Genomic DNA, 19,455 nt, shown 5'->3' on the forward strand with positions numbered 1-19,455 from the left:
GAACAGTCAGAAGTCAGCAGAGGTCATAGTATTAGTTGGTCTAGAACAACTAAGAAGGACCGAACAATTAAGAGAGAATAGCCCTTGGCATTCAGTGAGTCATGATGAACACAGAAAACGTAGTACCTCACTTGAGGAAGGAAGCGGTGAATCCCGTGGGAGACCTCTTGGAGGGTGGAGTGACCACTGGCATAAAGAGAACAGCTATTCACGGAAGTTATAAAGACTTGCGTCAATCATCTTAATTGAACCGCCGTATACGGAACCGTACGTACGGTGGTGTGAGAGGACGGGAGTTAATCGCTCCCTCCTACTCGATTCCGCCTATTGTTGTATGATATTTGCAAGGCAATATTCGTGTGTATTTTTCACTGTAAAATCCATCGATTCTGCAAATTTATGTTGTAAAATAAAAAGCGCTCTACATAAAAGCAATAATGAGCTCTTATAAAGGAAGGGACAAAAGTGCGAAAAATTTCGTTTAAGTTAGGGCTATTATTTTTTGTCTTTGTGTTAGGAATCGAAACGGTTTTATTTGCGTCGTTATATGTGACACTCGTTAACGCTAGAATTAATGAAGAATTTCAGCAGCTGTTAGCGAGAGGGAACAATCACCGTGATGTATTGGAAAAAAACTATCACCCTTCTACGTTAGAACATGTCACCATGATGGAGTCGGAAGCGGAGACCGACGTCGTTATTACCAATGACAAGGGGAAGATACTATATTTTTCAGATCATATTTTACCATTTGCTAAAAGAGTAATAAAAAAATCAAATAAAAACATTCCCTATGGCGGAATGATTGTGCAAAAAAATTGGCAAAGAGAGTCGTATATTTCGACAGTAAGCCCGATTCGGATTGACGGCAAGATCAAAGGGTATGTGTACATGTTTCAGCATACGGCTTCCATTCAAAACATGATTGATAGGCTAAAACATCATTTTCTAGTCGTGGGCATTCTTTCCGTCTTTTTGACCATTATGACGATTGCTTTTTTATCAAGAGTCATTACGATTCCGCTCATTCGGATGAAACAAGCGACCGAAAAACTGAGCAAGGGGGACTTTTCTGTCCGCCTGCAAGTAAAAGGAGAAGATGAGTTGGCACAGTTAGGAAAAGCGATTCAAACATTGGCAAAGGATTTAGAATACTTAAAAAAAGAAAGAAACGAATTTCTCGCTAGTATTTCTCATGAACTTCGTACTCCGCTCACGTATGTCAAAGGATATGCGGACATTGCAAGAAGGCCAACGCTCGAGGAGGAAGAAAGAGCAAAATATTTGTCCATTATTTATGAGGAAGCAGAGCATATGCAAAAATTAGTGAAAGACTTGTTTGAGCTTGCGAAAATGGATCAACATTCGTTTCAAATCGAGAAAGAGCCAACTCCACTGTGCCTTTTTTTAAAAAAAGTATACGTGAAAATGTATCCCGCGTTTCAGGCGAAAAATATGTCGCTTGTCTACCGCTGTGATGAAGACATTACTGTCCATATTGATCGACAGCGTTTTGAGCAAGTGATGATGAATCTTTTGGACAATGCGTTAAAATATTCTCATCAAGGTTCTACCGTTTCCATTGATGTAAGAATGGAGAAAAAGAACGTGATGATCATGATTTCCGACGAAGGAATAGGAATTCCTGAAGCAGATTTGCCGCATATTTTTGAACGATTTTACAGGGTGGATAAATCAAGATCGAGAACAGGCGGAGGGACGGGATTAGGCTTGGCGATTGTGAAAGAAATTGTCGAAGCGCACGGCGGTTCGATTTACGCAACGAGCCAATTCGGAAAAGGGACAAACATGATCATTACATTGCCAGGAGGGGATGAAGGTGTACACGGTTTTATTGGTTGATGACGAAAAACGAATGTTGGATTTATTAGAGCTGTATCTTGCACCGAAAGGGTACCGTTGTGTGAAATGCGAGTCAGGGGTAGCGGCGATCCGCTATTTGGAAAACAATAAAGCGGACCTCGTTTTGCTTGATGTGATGATGCCAGAGATGGACGGATGGGAAATGTGCAAACAAATACGAGAGTTTTCGAATGTCCCAATTATTATGGTAACAGCAAGAGGAGAAACGACAGATGTTGTCCAAGGGTTGAAAATCGGAGCAGATGATTATATTACAAAACCATTTGACGAATCTGAGCTGCTCGCTCGGATCGAAGCGGTATTGCGCCGTTCTGTAGGAAAACAAGCGAAACTGGAGTTTAACGGCTTAGTTTGGGATGAAGCGCAGCATAAAGTCCAATATGCTGGGCACGATATTTTTCTCACGCCAAAAGAGTTTGCGATTTTAGGACTTTTTCTCAAAAATCCAAACAGGGTATTTAGCCGAGAGCAACTCATCGTGACATTATGGGGGTATAACGCCAATACAGAAGAACGGACAATCGATTCGCATGTCAAAAATATTCGCGAGAAGCTCCGCCAAGCCGGTTTTCCGATCGATCAATTTCTGCAAACCGTTTGGGGTGTAGGATATAAATGGGGGGATAAGGTAAAAAGAAATGGAAGAGAAGCTCATTACATTGTTTCATACATATGAAAGCGTTGCTTATCTCATTCGTATTGCGATCAATATTGTGATCAGTATTTTAGGCGTTGTACCGAGCGTATTTCTCACTGCAGCTAACTTGGCGGTATTCGGTTTTTGGAAAGGCACCTTTTTATCGTTTGTAGGGGAAGCTGTTGGGGCGATTGTTTCTTTCGTTTTATATCGAAAAGGATTTCACAAACTTTCGGAAACGAAATGGTTTTCCTATCCGAAAGTGAAACGTTTGCTTGAGGCAGAAGGGGTAGAAGCCTTTTCGCTTATTTTGTCTTTGCGTCTTCTTCCTTTTGTTCCGTCGGGACTTGTGACGTTTGTGGCAGCGATCGGACACACCTCCTTACTGATCTTTATCATTGCCAGCTCGCTTGGAAAGCTGCCAGCACTTTTGTTAGAGGCATATTCGGTTTATCAAGTGATGAATTGGACATGGCAAGGGAAAGTGATATCGACACTTCTATCTGTTTTTTTTATTTATATTTACTTGGAAGAAAATCACTCGAAAAAAGGCTTAAACGAATGAAAAAGGGGTTTGCAATTCCATACATTTTGCAAATCTTTCTGTTATAAAATGTGCGAAATCTACATTATACAAAGGAGAGTCGACCATGACAAAAATGACGAAAGCAATCATCATTACATCATCCATTCTTCTTCTAAGCGCTTGTTCATCATCCAACGAAAAAGAGCAGGCCTTTATTACAAGCAAAGAACAAGCAAAATCGAATGTATCTGTTGCCAATAATCCTTTCTTTAAAGAAAAGAAAGAAGGAAAGTTCGAACATTTACATGGAATCGGTTATGCAGGCAACCAAAATGCGATTTACTTTGCTACACATGAAGGTTTACTTGTTTACCAAAATAATAAGTGGTATGAAACGATTTCTAATAAGCATGATTATATGGGCTTTTCGGCTACAGACGACGGCTTTTATTCATCAGGGCATCCGGAAGAAGGTTCATCTTTAGGAAATCCACTTGGTCTTGTGAAAAGTTTTGATAATGGACAAACATTGATGAATTTAGGATTTTATAAAGAATCTGATTTTCATTATATGACAGTTGGCTATAAAAGCCATACCATTTATGTTGTGAACCAAGAAGAAAATAAAACGCTCGGACAAGGGGTATTTTACAGTAAAGACGACGGCAAAACGTGGTCGCCAAGTCAATTGAACGGCCTGCCGCAAACTGCAGCGGGAACGATTGCTGCCCACCCAACGGACGAAAATATGGTCGGAATTAGTACATCGGAAGGAATTTTTGTTTCAAGAGATAATGGGAATACGTTTGAACGGTTTACTCGAAAAATCAATACGACGACGTTTGCGTTCCAAGAAAAATTCATTGTATTTGCAGCTGTAGAGAACGATAAACCTATCCTAATCAAACAATCATTAGACACAAAACAAGAGGAAGTTCTTTCTGTTCCTACGCTCGATGAAAAAGACCATATCATGTATATGGCCTCTAATCCGAAAAATGAGAAGGAAATTGTGATCGCCACCATGAATGGGGATATTTTCATGACAAAAAATAACGGTGAAAGCTGGACAAGGATAGCATCGAAAGGGAAAATAAATTTTTAATAAAAGACATGCGGAGGCATGTCTTTTTGCTGTGCGACGGGCAGTCGTACTTTGTGTAGGGATTCTACACTGAATGAGTCGTTAAAGGCTGGAGCACGATACCTATGGTAAACACGGCTCTGAATAACCTGGAAGACTCATTTTTTTTCTCGAAGGTGAAAGTCCTTCCACTGGAGTGCTGATACAACCAGTGAAGACTAATCTAGGGCATCATCGTGAGGTGGTGTCTGAAGGAGATGCGGAAAGTCGAGAGACCCGTAGTCGGTTAGGCAGACCCAAATGCATAAGCGTGAAGCACAGCGGCAGGGTAAGTTGACGACCATGCGGAAATAATGGGAAGTCCTCTACTGAGAGTAGTGGTCTCTGTTCGATAAATCAGCTGAATAGAGATGGCTTATCAAGTGATGGTGCTGGGTATGCTTATAAGGAAGGTACGATGACCCCGTGAGGTCTCCATTCTACCTTAGGGACATCCATCTATAAGGGCAATCCGAAATGATGAATGTGAATGGAGAAGTCAGACGTTCCCATAGTACGGAAGTAGTATTTGGACCAAACCAAGTATGAACGGAAGGGGAACGACCTTGTGGCTCTACATCTGTAAAGGTGTGTAATGCGAACAGGAAACGATACTGCGGTAAAAACGAACTGAATGTACACAATGAAAGGTGTGGAATATGCAATGAACCGTGCGTTAACTTTAAAATGGCATAGTATTTATGGACAAATTCTCTTTGACAGGAAATTAAAAGCAGCCTGGGATAAGGTAGAAGCGAACGGTGGGTCTGGCGGTATCGATGGTGAAACGATAGACAGCTATCGATATAACTTAGATGAGAATCTAAACTCACTTTTACAAAAGTTAAGAAGAAAAGAATATAAACCTTCCCCAGTAAGAAGACATTACATTCCAAAGAAGAACGGCAAACTTAGACCTTTAGGAATCCCTAACATTGAAGACCGAATTGTCCAACAAGCTCTAGTAGATGTGCTACAACCGAAATTCGAAAATGGCTTTTTCCATAAATGGTCATGTGGTTATAGACCAAATCTAGGCGCGAAGCGCGTCCTACAAATAATCATGGCTAATATCGAACAAGGATATAACTACATTTATGATGCAGATATCAAAGGCTTCTTCGACAATATTCCGCATAAGAACTTAATGAGAGTGTTAAACAAATACATTGCGGATGGAACGGTATTAGACATGATTTGGAAATGGTTAAAAGCTGGATACATGGAGGAAGGAAAATACCATGCAACAGCTTCAGGAACACCCCAAGGGGGTGTCATTTCTCCACTACTTGCCAATATCTATCTAAATGAGCTTGATTGGATGTGGGCTGAGCACAATTTTCGATTTGTCAGATACGCAGACGATTTCCTGGTGTTTGCTAAAACAGAGGAAGACATCAAGAAAGCTGCAGAAGTCACGAAAGAGAAACTAGCGGAACTCGGTCTTGAACTCTCATCGGAGAAAACGAAATTTGTAGATTTCAATAATGACGATTTTGACTTCATAGGGTTTACATTTGAACATTGGCGAAAACGCAAAAAGGATGGTAAACCATACTATATCGCTAAACCAAAAGATGCAACTTGGAAAGATTTTCGTCAGAAAATAAAAGCAAAGACAAGGAAAACACTCACACTCAGCAAAGAGAAATGGCTTGGGCAGGTTAATCCAATCATTCGAGGCAAGGTAAACTATTTTCTGACGATCTATGAAGCAATTAAGGCAAATGCACAATTTGGATTTAAAAGTTCTTGCTTCTTTCAAGCATTTGGAAAAGAGTTATTAGCGATAGATGGTTACATACGAAAAAGGTTAAGAGTTGCCATGATACACAGTCATCCAAATCAAAGAAAAGGACATCTTATGAAAACAAAATGGAATAATGAATTCTTTGCGAGGATAGGTTTAATACCAGCATATTGGTATTACTATCATAAAATTTATGGATTTACTTTAGAAAATTACATTCAACGTATGAAAGAAAAACAACGAAAAGAACTCGAAAGACGTAAACAAAGAGCGAAAGAAGAGGGTCAAGAGTTTTACACTCCTGACCGTGTCCGTAAAATGCAATATGCGCAAAGGTTAGCGACGTATTAATTGTAACACATTGGTAAGCCGTATGCCTTAATAGGGCACGTACGGTTTGATGAGGGGGTAGCCTTGAAAGAGGTTACCCTACTCTATTAAAATATACCACTCCACAATTTCTGCAAAATTCATTGCTACAATATAGACATCAGATAGAGAAGAAGGTGAGAAGAAGGATGTATTCGTTCTTGAGTCAAATAAGTAACTTTCTAAGTCAACCGTTTCTTAATATGGCAAATAGCATGACAGAGATTCCTATTTTGTCAGCCTTTCTTCTTGGCATCGTGGGAGCGATGGCTCCGTGTCAACTCACTAGTAATTTTGGAGCGATCACTTTATACAGTAATCAGTCCTTGCAAAAAGGAATTGCGTGGAAAGAGTTGTTCCTATTTATTTTTGGTAAAATTATTGCTTTTTCCGGTTTAGGTTTCATCGTTTGGCTGATGGGGAAAGAGATTCAAAGTACGCTAACATTGTATTTTCCGTGGTTAAGAAAGCTTATTGGTCCCATTCTCATTCTTGTAGGCTTATATTTGTTAGGGCTTTTTAAAATGTATTGGAACGTTACCTTGTTCAAAGTGCCTGAGAGATGGCGAAAAGGAAAAATCGGTTCGTTTTTCATGGGATTTGGCTTTTCATTAGCTTTTTGTCCAACGATGTTTGTGCTGTTTTTTGTCACTCTCATGCCTCTCGTCTATTCAACGTCTTATGGGGTACTATTACCGAGCATCTTTGCCGTTGGAACTTCTGTACCTGTTATTTTCTTTATCTTTGTCCTTTGGTACTTAGGATTTAGCGGCACTGTAATGAAAAAAGGAAGACAAGTAGGGGGGATTGTTCAGAAAACAGCCGGAATCGTGATGGTTTTACTTGGTATATTAGACACTATCACTTATTGGTTTTAAAGTTAGGAAAAGGAGGAAAACTCAATGGGAATGTTTGGAGGTTCTTTTATGATGGTTGGGATCATGTTATTTTGGGTTGTATTAATCACCGTTGGTTTTTATCTCTTATATCGCTTTATCAATGATCGTAAAGAAGAACTTTCTCCGATGGAAATCTTGAAAGTACGATTAGCCAAAGGAGAGATTTCTTTAGACGAATTTGAACAGCTATCCAAAAAATTGTAGTCGTTATATTGTATACAGGAGATGCGATTTACTATTGCTCCCCCCTTTTTTTTCATTTCGTATAGATGAAGGAAGTTGTTGATTGCATTGTCAACAACTTCTTTTTATCTCCATAATAAATTCATATTTTTTTTATAATAAGCCAACTACATAAAATTTTGGAGGGATGCGTATTGCAATTCGGCAATATTGTAGTTCAAGGCGAAAATCTTTTGCTCGTAAGCGGCTTACTGATTAGCTATGTTATGTTTTATTATGGCATTAAGATATTAAAAATAGAACGAAACATCATGGATTTAATTTTGAACAGTTTTATTAACGGTGTACTCATTTGGAAATTTAGTTATGTCGTTTTACATCCGAATTCAGTTTTACAAAATCCGATGACAATCCTTTATTTTAACGGGGGATATGTTGGCATTAGTATGGCGATTGTTTTTATCACCATCTATACTTGGTTATACGTGAAAAAGCAGAATATTCCTGTGGCTTCTTATACGCGGGCAATGGTTCCAGTATATTTTGGCTATTTTAGTACTTTTGCATGGATCCAGGTAATGGAAAATTCAGAAAATTATTTCATCATTTTGCAAGCAATAGTAGCGATTTGTTTTTTTATAGTAGCATCACGAGTCAAAATTCAAAAAACTTTATTGCACTTTCTTATATGGTTCCACCTCATCCAATTCGAACTAGCCCTGTATAAAAAAAATTTTGTAAATACAGGAATCATATCAAAAGAAGTGTGGTTGTATGGCTCTCTCGTTATCGTTTTTATATGTATTTCATATTGGTTAGAGAGGCGAGAAAGAGAAGCGGTTCTTGAGGAAGGGAATAAAGGACGGAGAAATGCAATCAATCAACTCGCTTTAGGTGTGATGATGGTAAGTATTGCTGTAGCTTCTATTTTTAACAATCAACAGGAAGCAGGAAAGATCAAACCAAAGCCGGCCGTGTCTACTTCATTGGATTCGGAAAAAATCGGAACGAATAAAGGAGAATTTGCCCCGGATTTTGAATTACTTTCAATTACAGGGGATAAAATAAAATTGTCTGATTTGCGTGGAAAAACGGTGATATTGAATTTTTGGGCTACTTGGTGTCCGCCTTGCAGAGCTGAAATGCCAGAAATGCAAAAGTTCTACGAAAACAATAAAAATAACAATGTAGAAATTTTGGCAGTCAACTTAACGAATAGCGAACGAGGTCCTGATGCGGTGAACGATTTTGTGAAAAATAAGGGAGTGACATTTAAAGTTGTGCTTGATGAGCAAGGGGAAATTGGAAATCTATACGGTGCAATAACGATCCCCACTTCGTATATCATCGATAAAAATGGGGTTATTAGAGATAAGTATATAGGTCCTATGTCTTATGAAACGATGGATCGCATGATCTCGAATATTCAATAAAAATTAAATAACGATCCCTCCTGAGTGGATAATAACAAAAATTGTTACTATTCACTCAAGGGGATTTCGGGAGTATAGTGAACTACTCACCACTTAGCTAACGCTTGAAGTGGGAGCTTCTCAGCTCCACGACGAAAGCAACATTTCGTCTCCCTGAGCGTTACTTCGGGTCGTTCCAACCCTAGGCATCCGATGATTCGGAGTTCTTTCGTGCCTTGGATATTTTACGCATGGAAGGCTTTGCTTGGTTTTCGCATTGGATTTTCTCCATGCAACCCCCTAATATCCAGTTCACAAAGAACATGATATACATTTATTCTATCATGCGTTTTGGCTGACGCCAACCGAAGTTCATCTCCCGCCTACTCACTGGGCTGTGCCCTTCACGTTCCTTGAGGTGGGAGACTTCTTTCGGAAATTACGTTAAAAACCTGTGAACCCACCAAACAAACCTGTAAAAAAGATAATGATCTTTGTCATCCAATCAAAGAACAGCATAATTCCCATAATAATCATAAGAACTCCTCCGACTTTGACGATGGCAGCGTTGTATCTTTTTATCCAATTCAACTTGCTGATAAAAAATGACATGATGAAAAAAGGTACGGCAAACCCTAATACATATGCGAACATGTACAACATGGCTGCACTCGGTTTGGTAGCGGCTAACGCGATCACTGATACAAGAATTGGACCTGTGCAGGGAGTCCAGCCCGCTGCAAATCCTATTCCAATTAAAATAGAGCCAAAATAACCGGAAGGCTTGTTGCGGAAAACTAACCGTTTATCTTTCATCATAAAGGAAGGTGAAAATACACCTAAAATGACGAGACCAAAAAAGATAATGAACAAGGCGCTAATTTGTCTGATTAAATCTTGGTAATTAACGAATAATTTTCCTATTACAGAAGTCCCAAAACCAATAGCGATGAAGATGACGGAAAAACCGAGCAAGAAAAAGAATGTATGGAGTATTGCGCGTTTTTGAAGCATCCCATTTTCTTTCTTTATTTCATCAACGGATACCCCAGTAATGTAAGATAAAAAAGCTGGATATAGCGGTAAACAACAAGGGGATATAAAAGACAGTAATCCCGCTCCGAAAGCTAGAAATACATTGATATCGTTCATATTGATCGATCCTCTCTCTTCAATCTTGATAACGATACTGTAAAATAAAATTGTGAATTTTTTGTGGAAAATTGGATTTTTCCTACTTAGTGTTTATTATGGATTGTTGGCGAACATGATTTGTGAGATATCCTAGTTGCGCTTTATACCCATTACCGGTATAATGTAATTGAAGAGGTGATGTTTTATGAACCATTGTGAAGATCATAATATGGATAAAAAAATGGTTCCACGAACGGAACAGGAAATCGAAAGCATTATCAAGCGCTTGAAGCGCATTGAAGGACAAGTGCGCGGTGTGCAAAAAATGGTGGAGGACAATCGTTATTGTATTGATATTTTAGTGCAAATTTCAGCGATCACGGCAGCGTTAAATAAAGTAGGATTGAACTTGCTAGAACGTCATGTTGGCCATTGTGTGTCGAAAGCGATTCGCGAAGGAAGCGGAGAAGAATCCATTCGCGAATTAATGGATGTCATTAAACAGTTCTCAAAGTGAAAGGAGTGGGAAGCATTATGAGTGAACAAAAGCATGTCACACTTAGAGTGACCGGCATGACATGTGCCGCGTGTGCCAATCGGATTGAGAAAGTATTAAATAAGATGGATGGAGTAGAAGCCAATGTCAATTTGGCAATGGAAAAAGCAACGATTAAATATGATCCATCGAAGCAAGCGATCGCCGATATCGAAACGAAAATTGAGAATTTGGGGTATGGTGTCGCGACAGAAAAAGTGACGCTAGATATTGAAGGGATGACATGCGCGGCATGTGCGACACGGATTGAAAAAGGGTTAAATCGTATGGAAGGTGTTACGAGCGCTACTGTAAACTTGGCGACAAACAGTGCCGTTGTAGAATACAATGAAGGCATTGCATCTGTAGAAGATATTTTAGAGAAAATCAAAAAGCTTGGGTACAAGGGGCAGATACGAAACGAAGAACAAGACGATGCTGGCCGGAGAGAAGAGCTGCTTAAACAAAAACAACGGCAGCTTGCCATTTCTATTATCTTATCACTGCCTTTGCTTTATACGATGATTGCTCATATGCCGTTTGATATAGGCTTACCGATGCCGCACATGTTGATGAATCCGTGGTTCCAGCTTCTTTTGGCTACACCCGTTCAGTTCTACATCGGCGGTCCCTTCTATGTCGGGGCGTACCGGGCATTACGAAACAAGAGTGCGAACATGGATGTACTAGTGGCGCTTGGAACATCGGCAGCTTACTTTTACAGCTTGTACGAAGCTTTCAAAACATTAGGAAATCCCGAATATATGCCAAGATTGTATTTTGAAACGAGTGCTGTGCTGATTACGCTTGTACTTGTCGGAAAATACTTTGAATCAGTAGCGAAAGGAAGAACAACAGAAGCCATCTCTAAACTGTTGAGCCTGCAGGCAAAAGAAGCTACTGTCATCCGCGATGGGGAAGAAATAAAAGTTCCGCTCGAGGAAGTAGTGATTGGTGATACCATTCTCGTCAAGCCAGGAGAAAAAATCCCGGTAGACGGAACGGTCATCGCCGGAGTATCCTCCGTGGATGAATCAATGATTACCGGTGAATCCATTCCGGTTGATAAGAAGGAAGGCGATTCTGTCATTGGAGCAACCATTAATAAAAATGGTGTACTCACCATTCGGGCAGAAAAGGTTGGGAAAGATACCGCACTTGCCAATATCATTAAAATCGTAGAAGAGGCGCAAGGGTCGAAAGCCCCGATTCAGCGGATGGCGGATACCATTTCCGGCATTTTCGTACCGATTGTTGTCGGAATTGCTGTCGTTGCATTCATTATATGGTACTTCTTTGTTGCGCCGGGTGATTTGGCAAAAGCGCTTGAAGTGGCCATCGCCGTTCTTGTCATTGCGTGTCCTTGTGCGCTCGGTCTTGCCACGCCGACATCGATTATGGTCGGTACAGGCAAAGGGGCAGAACAAGGAATTCTCTTTAAAGGAGGTGAGTACCTAGAGGGAACGCATAAAATCAATGCCGTATTACTGGATAAAACAGGAACAGTGACAAAAGGAAAACCGGAAGTGACAGATGTGTTACAATTCCAAGAAAACATGCTTGACTATGCCGTTTCAGCCGAGAGCGCTTCGGAACATCCGTTGGCTCATGCGATTGTTGAATACGGGAAGAAACAAGCAATTTCTATTAAGCCATTGGAGCATTTCTCTGCCATTACCGGCCACGGAATTGAAGCTGTCATTGACGGAAAAAGCATCCTTATTGGAACGCGAAAATTGATGAAGGAGCGCTCTGTAGAGATTTCTGTGCATGAAGATAAAATGGTAGAGCTTGAAAAACAAGGAAAAACAGTCATGCTCATTGCGATCGATGGACAGCTTGCCGGCATCATTGCTGTCGCGGATACAGTAAAAGAAAGCTCCAAAGAAGCGATTCAAACATTAAAACAAATGGGTATCGAAGTGTACATGGTAACGGGAGACAATAAACGGACAGCGGAAGCGATCGCAAACCAAGTGCACATTGATCATGTCTATGCAGAGGTGCTGCCGGAAGACAAAGCGAAAATCGTCGAGGAATTGCAAAAACAAGGGAAACGAGTCGCGATGGTCGGTGATGGAATTAATGACGCTCCAGCTCTTGCGAAAGCGGATATTGGGATGGCGATTGGCACAGGAGCGGATGTCGCGATCGAAACGGCCGATGTTACCTTGGTCGGTGGGGATTTAGCCCATATTCCGAAAGCGATTGAGTTAAGCCGCAAAACAATGAAAAACATTCGGCAAAACTTATTTTGGGCATTATTTTATAATAGCGTTGGCATTCCAGTCGCTGCAGCTGGGTTATTACAACCATGGATCGCTGGGGCAGCGATGGCATTTAGCTCTGTATCGGTTGTGACAAACGCGCTTCGTTTGAAACGCGTGAAAATATAAACATTTAAGGAGGAATGGATGATGACGATTACATTACAAGTACAAGGAATGACATGCGGACATTGCAAAGCGGCGGTGACAAATGCACTTCAAACGTTGGATGGCGTCAGCCGCGTCGAAGTACATTTGCAAGAAGGTACAGTCGATGTAGATTATGATGAAACAAAAGTAAGCGTAGAAAAACTGAAAGAAGCGATTGAAGAGCAAGGATATAATGTGAAGTAACATGAAAGAGAGAGGGTGTCTCAAAAGTGATCACTTTTGAGACACCCTCAAATAGTATTATGATGACATTTTACGGCATTCTTCAGCACACTGACGGCATAAATTGGCACATTCCTGACAGTGTGTATCTTGGAATTTTGCACATTCAGCGGCACAAGCATCGCAAATTGTCGCGCAAAGTTGGCAAAACTCCTTCGCATACATGCTTCCGCGAGACATCCATTGAGCCGCCATGGCACAAATATCTGCACAATCCCTTAAAATGTTGATACAATGTGTTCTAGCCTGTACGTCAGCTGCTTTTAAACATGAAGTCAGACATTCTTCACATGCTTGCACACATTTGTTACAAGCATCAATACACGTTTGAAATTGTTGAAATGATGAATCAATAACCGTTGTCATATATAATCACTCCTTTTGATTTAAATTCATTTTTATTTTTTTCTAACTAAAAAATAATAAACTGGAAATAAAAACAAAAGAGGCTGTCTCAAAAGGGTGTTAACCTTTTGAACTCAGCCTCTTTTATTTACTACGATAAGCTGTTATTCACCTTTATTCGTTGTGTCATTCGGATCTGGGGTATAGTCCGATTTGTAATCGGTATATTTTACTTCTGTGACCATTCCGGCTGAAGCATGGTGCAAGTCATGGCAATGGAACATCCAATTTCCCGGATTATCTGCTTTAAATGCGACTACATATTCTTCACCCGGTTTTAAATTCAAGGTATCCTTAATCAATGGGGCGCCTGTAATCGGTTTACCATTTTTACTTAATACTTGGAAGAAGTGTCCGTGTAAATGCATAGGATGTAAATCTTTTGGTGAATTGTTCACCAATTTTACTTTTACTAGATCTCCTTTCTTCACATTTACGGGTGCTGTTTCAGGATACGTTTTCCCATTAATCGTGTAGACCATGCCATCTTTGCCCATGGCTGTTCCTAAATCCATTGTGTACTCTACATCATATTTTTGGTCTAATGTAAATTGACCTAATTCATGTTTTCCGTATTTTGTCATATCCACAACAGGGAGATTTTCTTTTGCGTTCGCTTTGTCCGTATTGTTTGTCTGGTCTTCGTATTGAATTTTCACTTTCATGCCATCGGCACCTTCCATATCACCATGACATTCTAATAACCATTCACCCGGGTTATTCGCGATAAATTCAATATCATAACGTTCACCCGGAGCAATATTTAAAAGTTCATCTTTGATTGGTTGCGGATCTTTTAACGGCTGCCCGTCAGTTGCGACAATTTTAAACTCATGACCATGCAGGTGAAGTTTGTGGGACATGTATCCTGCGTTTACAAGGCGAAGCCGCACCTTTTCGCCTTTCTTCACTTTTAAAGGTTTGACAGCGGAACCGCTTTTCCCGTTAATCGTGAAAATATCGTACATATTCATCATATCATGGCCCATGCTGCTCATATCCATTTGTTGATTATCAGAGCTATTTCCATTATTCATATTACTATGATCCATGCCGCTCATATCCATATTTCCTTCATCCGGATTGCTCATCCATTCATCTAACACAAGTGTATAATCTCGATCGACTTTTTCTTCATTTTTCGGTTCTACGATTAATGTACCGTATAATCCCTTGTCCACTTGCTCGGCGCTTTTTTGATGGGAATGATACCAATACGTTCCCGGCACGGTTGCTGTAAATTCATACGTAAACGTTTCACCCGGTTTAATGGCGTCCATCGTGACACCCGGTACTCCATCTTGGTTATTTGGAACAGGGTAGCCGTGCCAGTGAATCGTGATCGGTTCTGGCAATTCATTTTTTAAAACAATTTTCACATTATCCCCTTGCTTTACGCGGATTTGCGCACCGGGTACCGATCCATTGTACGTGTAGACCGGAAGTTTGACTTGATCATTTATTTGTAATAATGCTTCCTTAGCAGTAAGATTAATCTCTTTACCGGATAAGACTTCTGTGTTTGTTGCCAAAGGCAGTTGCTCACTTACTTCAGAGGATTTGGATGTTTTTTCCTCCTTCGTATTCATGTTTGACATATCGTGTCCTTGCATCGAAGAATTATTTGAGCAAGCTGCACCAATCGCAACAACTCCCGCTAAAACGGTTCCAAGCAATAATTTCTTCATGCATATATCCCTCCGTAAACATGTAATTTGGATTATTACTGATATCATCATAAAGAATAAATGTGCAAAATTTGTGGAGAAAAAATTATTATATTAAAATTTTTTTCAAACGAAGAAGTTCGAAGATTAAATTATTGTTTGACATAAAAAAGATAAGCCACTACCTATAACCGGTTAATTGTGGTTATAGGTAATAGCTTGTTTGCCCATTTGTATCCAAGCTTGAATAAATTCAGACTTAGGTGCTTTTTTATTTTTCGTACCTGTCAATGGGTCATTAAAATAAATATATTTCTCATCATATCCGGTGATTAACACGGAATGCTCCCGGTATGTTATTTTTATAGGGCCTTGCGGGGTCTGCCATTCAATAAATTCAGACGGAGGAAGTACACGAAAGGTTGTGTTGGTAATAACCCAAACTGGGGTACCTTCAGACAAATACTTATATATTTCTTCAAATGATTGTCCTGTTAAATCAACGATTTGGTTTGGTAAATAAATCTCGGCTAATTCTTTTATAGGTTTATGATAGACACCATATCCCGGTTTCTTTATTGTATACATGTCACCAACAAACCCTTCATTTGGATGTCCATAAAATACTTTTCCATTATGTATTCGATAAGGAGTTGGGTTTTTCTTTATTTGCTTCGCTAGTGTCATCTTGTCTACTTTGATTCCCGCGTGATTCAAAAGCATTGCCAGACTTGTTACCTCGCACCCCCCTTGGTAGTTCTGGAAGTTGCGAGAGAAGGGGGGCATCAATGAGAGCTGATTTAACCGGGACTTGTTCTTTTGAATGTTGTAAATTTCCATGATATATCGTCCGAAATCTTAGTGAAATTTTCAAATTCCTCCAGATTTAGATATATACTCTACCCATAAAATGTGCTAAATTTTTGGCATATTGGAACGGGGGAGTATTTTTTATGATTATTTTACATGATTTTGGCATCAGTCTTGAGGAATATGCCATAAATGGAAAAAAGAATAAATTTCCAACTTTTGACAAGTGTCCAAATTGTAACTGTGTGGCTTCGGGCAATCTACATAGGCATGGCTATTATTGGAGAAATACAATAGCGGAGGAAAAAGAAGTTAAAATTCCTATTTGTAGGATTATTTGCTTGTCTTGTAAAAAAACTTTTTCTATTATTCCAGACTTCCTAATCCCTTATTTTCAACATAGTCTAGAAATCATATTAAAGAGAATTGAACAGTTTTTAGAGAAGAAAAAGTCTAAAGGAAGCCGACAGTTACTTGCTTTTTACTGGAGGCGGTATCAAAAAAAATTAAGATGGATTCATAGCTTTTTTGTGGATTTAGGGGAGGAAATGGGTTTGTCCAAAGATATGAAAAAAGAGGCCATAAAATATATGAAAATGATTCGCGATTTTGGAGAATCCCTCTTCTTACGAAGGTCGTGGGGTCATTTTTCCTCTTACTTTATGGCAAATTAATTCTGCCATATTTTTGGGGATAAAAAATATTTTTAGTCCCACATACCTTTTGCGTGTTCAAAAAATGGAGAAAAAGGTAGAATGAGATTATGGATGACCGGTCGTCCTTCTTAGTAAAAAAAGGAGGATAAATCAATGACTGAAAAAGAAAGAGAACAAGTAGCTTTATTTCGTTACGGAATCATCGCCCCTTTGTTAAATGGTCAGGTTGATTCCAAGCAATACTTTGAGGAATTAGAGGGAAAAGTCCACTCTATCCCCTATTATGGAGAACGGAAAATAGCTGTGAAAACAGTAAAAGAGTGGCTTCTCAATTATCGTCGAAATGGATTTGATGCTTTAAAGCCAAAGAAGCGTGCAGATCGAGGTAATTCGAGGAGATTATCCCCAGATGACCAGGACCATATTTTAGACATAAGAAAAAAATTTCTCCATATGCCAGTGAGTGTTTTTTATGAACAACTCATCCGGCAAGGAGAAATTAACCGAAACCAAATCTCATACTCTACTATAAACCGTTTATTAAAAAAACACAACCTTTCAGGAAAAATTTTAAGTGCAATTCCTGAAAGAAAACGGTTTGCCCACGAAAAAGTGAATATATTATGGCAAGCTGATTTATCTCATGGGCCCTATATCAAAATAAAAGGAAAAGTAAAAAAGACCTTTTTAATTGCTTATATTGATGATTGTTCGAGGCTGGTTCCATTCGCACAATTTTTCACATCAGAAGGCTTCGATGGTTTACGAATTGTTACAAAAGAAGCTCTTATTCGAAGAGGAAAACCGGCCATCATTTATGCGGATAACGGAAAAATCTATCGGTCTGAAACTCTGCAGTATGCATGTGCCCAACTCGGGATTACACTCACGCACACACAGCCTTATGACCCTCAAAGTAAGGGCAAAATTGAACGGTTTTTTAAAACGGTTCAAACACGTTTTTATCCGCTGTTAAAAGCAGAACCCGTGGAGTCCTTAGAAGAATTAAATGAACGATTCTGGAGATGGTTAGAGGAGGACTATCATCGAAGGGAGCATGCATCATTAGATGGAAAAACCCCACATGAAGTATTTCATTCTCAATTAGAGAGTATCACGTTTTTAGAAGACACATCCATTCTCGATTCCATCTTTATGAAGAGAGAACAACGGAAAGTGAAGGCGGATGGAACGATCAGTTTAAACAAGCAGCTCTATGAGGTCCCGGCAGATTTTATTGGCTATTCAGTGGATGTAAGAATTGACGATACCGGGGTTTATATCTTTAAAGATGACAAGAAAGTGGCTGAAGCCAAACCGGTATCCATGACAGATAACGCCCATGTTAAACGAGTTCGGTCTCCTTTTTCTGTTACCCAACTGGCTGAAGAAGAGAGGAAGGAGGAGAACAATCGTGTATAAATCCTTCTACTCCTTAGCTCGGGAACCATTTTCAAAGGATTTGCGACCACAAGATGCTTTTTTATCGACTGATTATAAAGGGGCATTAAATGCTTTAACGTATTTACAGAAATCAAAAGGAATGGGTCTTCTTACTGGTGATCCAGGTGTCGGCAAGACATTTACGTTAAGAGCATTTAAGGAAACGTTGAATCCGTCATTATATCATGTCATTTATTTTCCGCTATCTACAGGCGGTGTCATGGATTTCTATCGTGGATTAGCCTATGGTTTAGGGGAGGAGCCAAAGTTTCGTAAAGTAGACCTTTTTCGGCAGATTCAGCAAGGAATTGAACGAATGGCTGGAGAGAGAAAAATGACGCCTGTATTTATTCTAGATGAAATGCATATGGCAAAGGATGCATTTTTGCAGGATATCGCCTTATTGTTTAATTTTCAAATGGATTCGACCAATCCGTTTATCTTGATTTTGGCAGGATTGACACATCTTAAGACTCGACTAACAATGAATCATCACCGGCCGCTAGCTCAACGTCTCATTCTGAAGTATGAAATCCAGCCTTTGCCGAAAGAGGAGATTATTTTATATATCAATCACCACCTAAAAATAGCAGGGGCGAAAATGCCGATATTTACTGAATCAGCATTGGAAGCTATTGCATTACGTTCTCAAGGTTGGCCCAGAGTCATTAATACATTAACGATTAACAGCTTGTTATTTGGTTTTCAATTAAAGAAAGAACAAATCGATGAGGAAGTCGTCCGATTGGCCATAGAGGATAGTGGGTTATGAAGCGAGGGATTCTAGTTTATAACCATGATGAGTTGGAATGGAGAGTTTGGATTGGGCAACAGGCTTATTGGATTGCGCAGGGATATCATTTTGAACTGCGAATCCAAAATAGATATTTTAAAGCATTCTTGGAAAAAGATTTGGATTGGTTTATTACTTTAGATCAAGATGTGAAGTTTATCCTTCATCCTAATGAGATATATAAAGTTCGAATTAACATTCAGGATTATATACGTTTAGATGCCCCTTTTTAGAGGGGTTTTCTTTTCTCTAAAATTCACTGAAATATTTTGAACTGATTTTTGCACATTCTGAAATAAAGTGGAAAAATAAGCACATTATTTCAGATGATAAGCCGGATTAATTTGAAATTGATGAGCTGAAATAGTGTGCTCGTTTACATGAATGTCTAGATGACGGATTTCTCTCTTCAACTTTATTTTTATATGATGTTTTCTGTACTAGATTTTTTATAGCATCGACCATGTTTTCAGAATTTACATAATAGACCCCCATGCCGAAAAAAATTCGGCACCATCGGAAGGATGAAAACGAATATTGTCGAAATAACTCCTTGCAGCTGGGGTCAT

At 39.4% G+C, this 19,455-nt stretch carries 17 protein-coding genes and 2 pseudogenes; 15 read left to right on the forward strand and 4 right to left on the reverse strand.

Features of this window, described 5'->3' with window-relative positions; genetic code table 11:
• Window positions 1-465 precede the first annotated feature (465 nt).
• From NSQ44_RS07450 to NSQ44_RS07485, 8 genes and pseudogenes are all read left to right on the forward strand, one after another.
• Window positions 466-1,863, forward strand: a complete 1,398-nt coding sequence (locus tag NSQ44_RS07450) for a sensor histidine kinase (RefSeq protein WP_340856313.1) — start codon at window positions 466-468, stop codon at window positions 1,861-1,863.
• Window positions 1,841-2,560, forward strand: coding sequence for a response regulator transcription factor (locus NSQ44_RS07455; protein ID WP_063389157.1), 720 nt, complete (start codon window positions 1,841-1,843; stop codon window positions 2,558-2,560). The genes NSQ44_RS07450 and NSQ44_RS07455 overlap by 23 nt, the downstream gene beginning before the upstream one ends.
• Window positions 2,523-3,078 (forward strand): annotated as a pseudogene (locus NSQ44_RS07460) (TVP38/TMEM64 family protein). The gene NSQ44_RS07455 and the pseudogene NSQ44_RS07460 overlap by 38 nt, the downstream one beginning before the upstream one ends.
• Window positions 3,079-3,171: 93 nt before the next feature.
• On the forward strand, window positions 3,172-4,152 hold the full coding sequence (locus NSQ44_RS07465) for a F510_1955 family glycosylhydrolase (RefSeq protein ID WP_340856316.1): 981 nt from the start codon (window positions 3,172-3,174) through the stop codon (window positions 4,150-4,152).
• Window positions 4,153-4,813: 661 nt separating this feature from the next.
• A complete protein-coding gene (ltrA, locus tag NSQ44_RS07470) occupies window positions 4,814-6,271 on the forward strand; it encodes a group II intron reverse transcriptase/maturase (RefSeq protein ID WP_232515578.1) in 1,458 nt (485 codons plus the stop codon).
• A gap of 167 nt (window positions 6,272-6,438) precedes the next feature.
• Window positions 6,439-7,167 carry an urease accessory protein UreH domain-containing protein gene (locus tag NSQ44_RS07475; RefSeq protein WP_340856318.1) on the forward strand — a complete coding sequence of 243 codons (729 nt, stop codon included), beginning with the start codon at window positions 6,439-6,441 and terminating at the stop codon, window positions 7,165-7,167.
• Window positions 7,168-7,191: 24 nt separating this feature from the next.
• On the forward strand, window positions 7,192-7,392 hold the full coding sequence (locus tag NSQ44_RS07480; RefSeq protein ID WP_340856319.1) for an SHOCT domain-containing protein: 201 nt from the start codon (window positions 7,192-7,194) through the stop codon (window positions 7,390-7,392).
• A gap of 173 nt (window positions 7,393-7,565) precedes the next feature.
• A complete protein-coding gene (locus NSQ44_RS07485) occupies window positions 7,566-8,804 on the forward strand; it encodes a redoxin domain-containing protein (RefSeq protein WP_445659497.1) in 1,239 nt (412 codons plus the stop codon).
• A gap of 423 nt (window positions 8,805-9,227) precedes the next feature.
• Here the strand turns inward: NSQ44_RS07485 and NSQ44_RS07490 are convergent, their stop codons facing one another.
• Window positions 9,228-9,935 carry a cytochrome c biogenesis protein CcdA gene (locus tag NSQ44_RS07490; RefSeq protein ID WP_340856322.1) on the reverse strand — a complete coding sequence of 236 codons (708 nt, stop codon included), beginning with the start codon at window positions 9,933-9,935 and terminating at the stop codon, window positions 9,228-9,230.
• A 187-nt stretch (window positions 9,936-10,122) separates the two neighbouring features.
• Here NSQ44_RS07490 and NSQ44_RS07495 point away from each other — a divergent pair, with 187 nt between their 5' ends.
• The 3 genes from NSQ44_RS07495 to copZ are packed head-to-tail and all read left to right on the forward strand — an operon-like array spanning window position 10,123 to window position 13,073.
• Complete coding sequence (locus tag NSQ44_RS07495) at window positions 10,123-10,434, forward strand: metal-sensing transcriptional repressor (protein WP_043968499.1); 312 nt, start codon at window positions 10,123-10,125, stop codon at window positions 10,432-10,434.
• Window positions 10,435-10,451: 17 nt separating this feature from the next.
• Window positions 10,452-12,848 carry a heavy metal translocating P-type ATPase gene (locus NSQ44_RS07500; RefSeq protein ID WP_340856327.1) on the forward strand — a complete coding sequence of 799 codons (2,397 nt, stop codon included), beginning with the start codon at window positions 10,452-10,454 and terminating at the stop codon, window positions 12,846-12,848.
• A 21-nt stretch (window positions 12,849-12,869) separates the two neighbouring features.
• Complete coding sequence (gene copZ, locus NSQ44_RS07505; protein WP_042535809.1) at window positions 12,870-13,073, forward strand: copper chaperone CopZ; 204 nt, start codon at window positions 12,870-12,872, stop codon at window positions 13,071-13,073.
• A gap of 57 nt (window positions 13,074-13,130) precedes the next feature.
• Here the strand turns inward: copZ and NSQ44_RS07510 are convergent, their stop codons facing one another.
• The 3 genes and pseudogenes from NSQ44_RS07510 to NSQ44_RS07520 all read right to left on the reverse strand — a co-directional run.
• A complete protein-coding gene (locus NSQ44_RS07510) occupies window positions 13,131-13,478 on the reverse strand; it encodes a four-helix bundle copper-binding protein (RefSeq protein WP_082816570.1) in 348 nt (115 codons plus the stop codon).
• Window positions 13,479-13,621: 143 nt separating this feature from the next.
• Window positions 13,622-15,205 (reverse strand): multicopper oxidase family protein, encoded by a 1,584-nt coding sequence (locus tag NSQ44_RS07515; protein WP_340856334.1) that lies wholly within the window; start codon window positions 15,203-15,205, stop codon window positions 13,622-13,624.
• 174 nt (window positions 15,206-15,379) lie between these two features.
• A pseudogene (locus NSQ44_RS07520) lies at window positions 15,380-15,983 on the reverse strand (C39 family peptidase); the annotation flags it as partial.
• A gap of 154 nt (window positions 15,984-16,137) precedes the next feature.
• On the opposite strand from NSQ44_RS07520, the gene NSQ44_RS07525 reads away from it, so the two are divergent.
• The 4 genes from NSQ44_RS07525 to NSQ44_RS07540 all read left to right on the forward strand — a co-directional run bounded on the left by NSQ44_RS07525 (window position 16,138) and on the right by NSQ44_RS07540 (window position 19,119).
• On the forward strand, window positions 16,138-16,668 hold the full coding sequence (locus NSQ44_RS07525; RefSeq protein ID WP_094244283.1) for a DUF6431 domain-containing protein: 531 nt from the start codon (window positions 16,138-16,140) through the stop codon (window positions 16,666-16,668).
• 135 nt (window positions 16,669-16,803) lie between these two features.
• Window positions 16,804-18,072 carry an IS481 family transposase gene (locus NSQ44_RS07530; RefSeq protein ID WP_044898958.1) on the forward strand — a complete coding sequence of 423 codons (1,269 nt, stop codon included), beginning with the start codon at window positions 16,804-16,806 and terminating at the stop codon, window positions 18,070-18,072.
• Window positions 18,065-18,865: an ExeA family protein gene (locus NSQ44_RS07535; RefSeq protein ID WP_044898957.1), complete on the forward strand. Its 801-nt coding sequence runs from the start codon at window positions 18,065-18,067 to the stop codon at window positions 18,863-18,865. Before NSQ44_RS07530 ends, NSQ44_RS07535 begins: the two co-directional genes overlap by 8 nt.
• Window positions 18,862-19,119 carry a DUF5348 domain-containing protein gene (locus NSQ44_RS07540; RefSeq protein WP_041846797.1) on the forward strand — a complete coding sequence of 86 codons (258 nt, stop codon included), beginning with the start codon at window positions 18,862-18,864 and terminating at the stop codon, window positions 19,117-19,119. The genes NSQ44_RS07535 and NSQ44_RS07540 overlap by 4 nt, the downstream gene beginning before the upstream one ends.
• Window positions 19,120-19,455 lie beyond the last annotated feature (336 nt).

The organism is Aeribacillus sp. FSL M8-0254, from assembly GCF_038008845.1.
Taxonomy (GTDB): domain Bacteria; phylum Bacillota; class Bacilli; order Bacillales; family Aeribacillaceae; genus Aeribacillus; species Aeribacillus composti.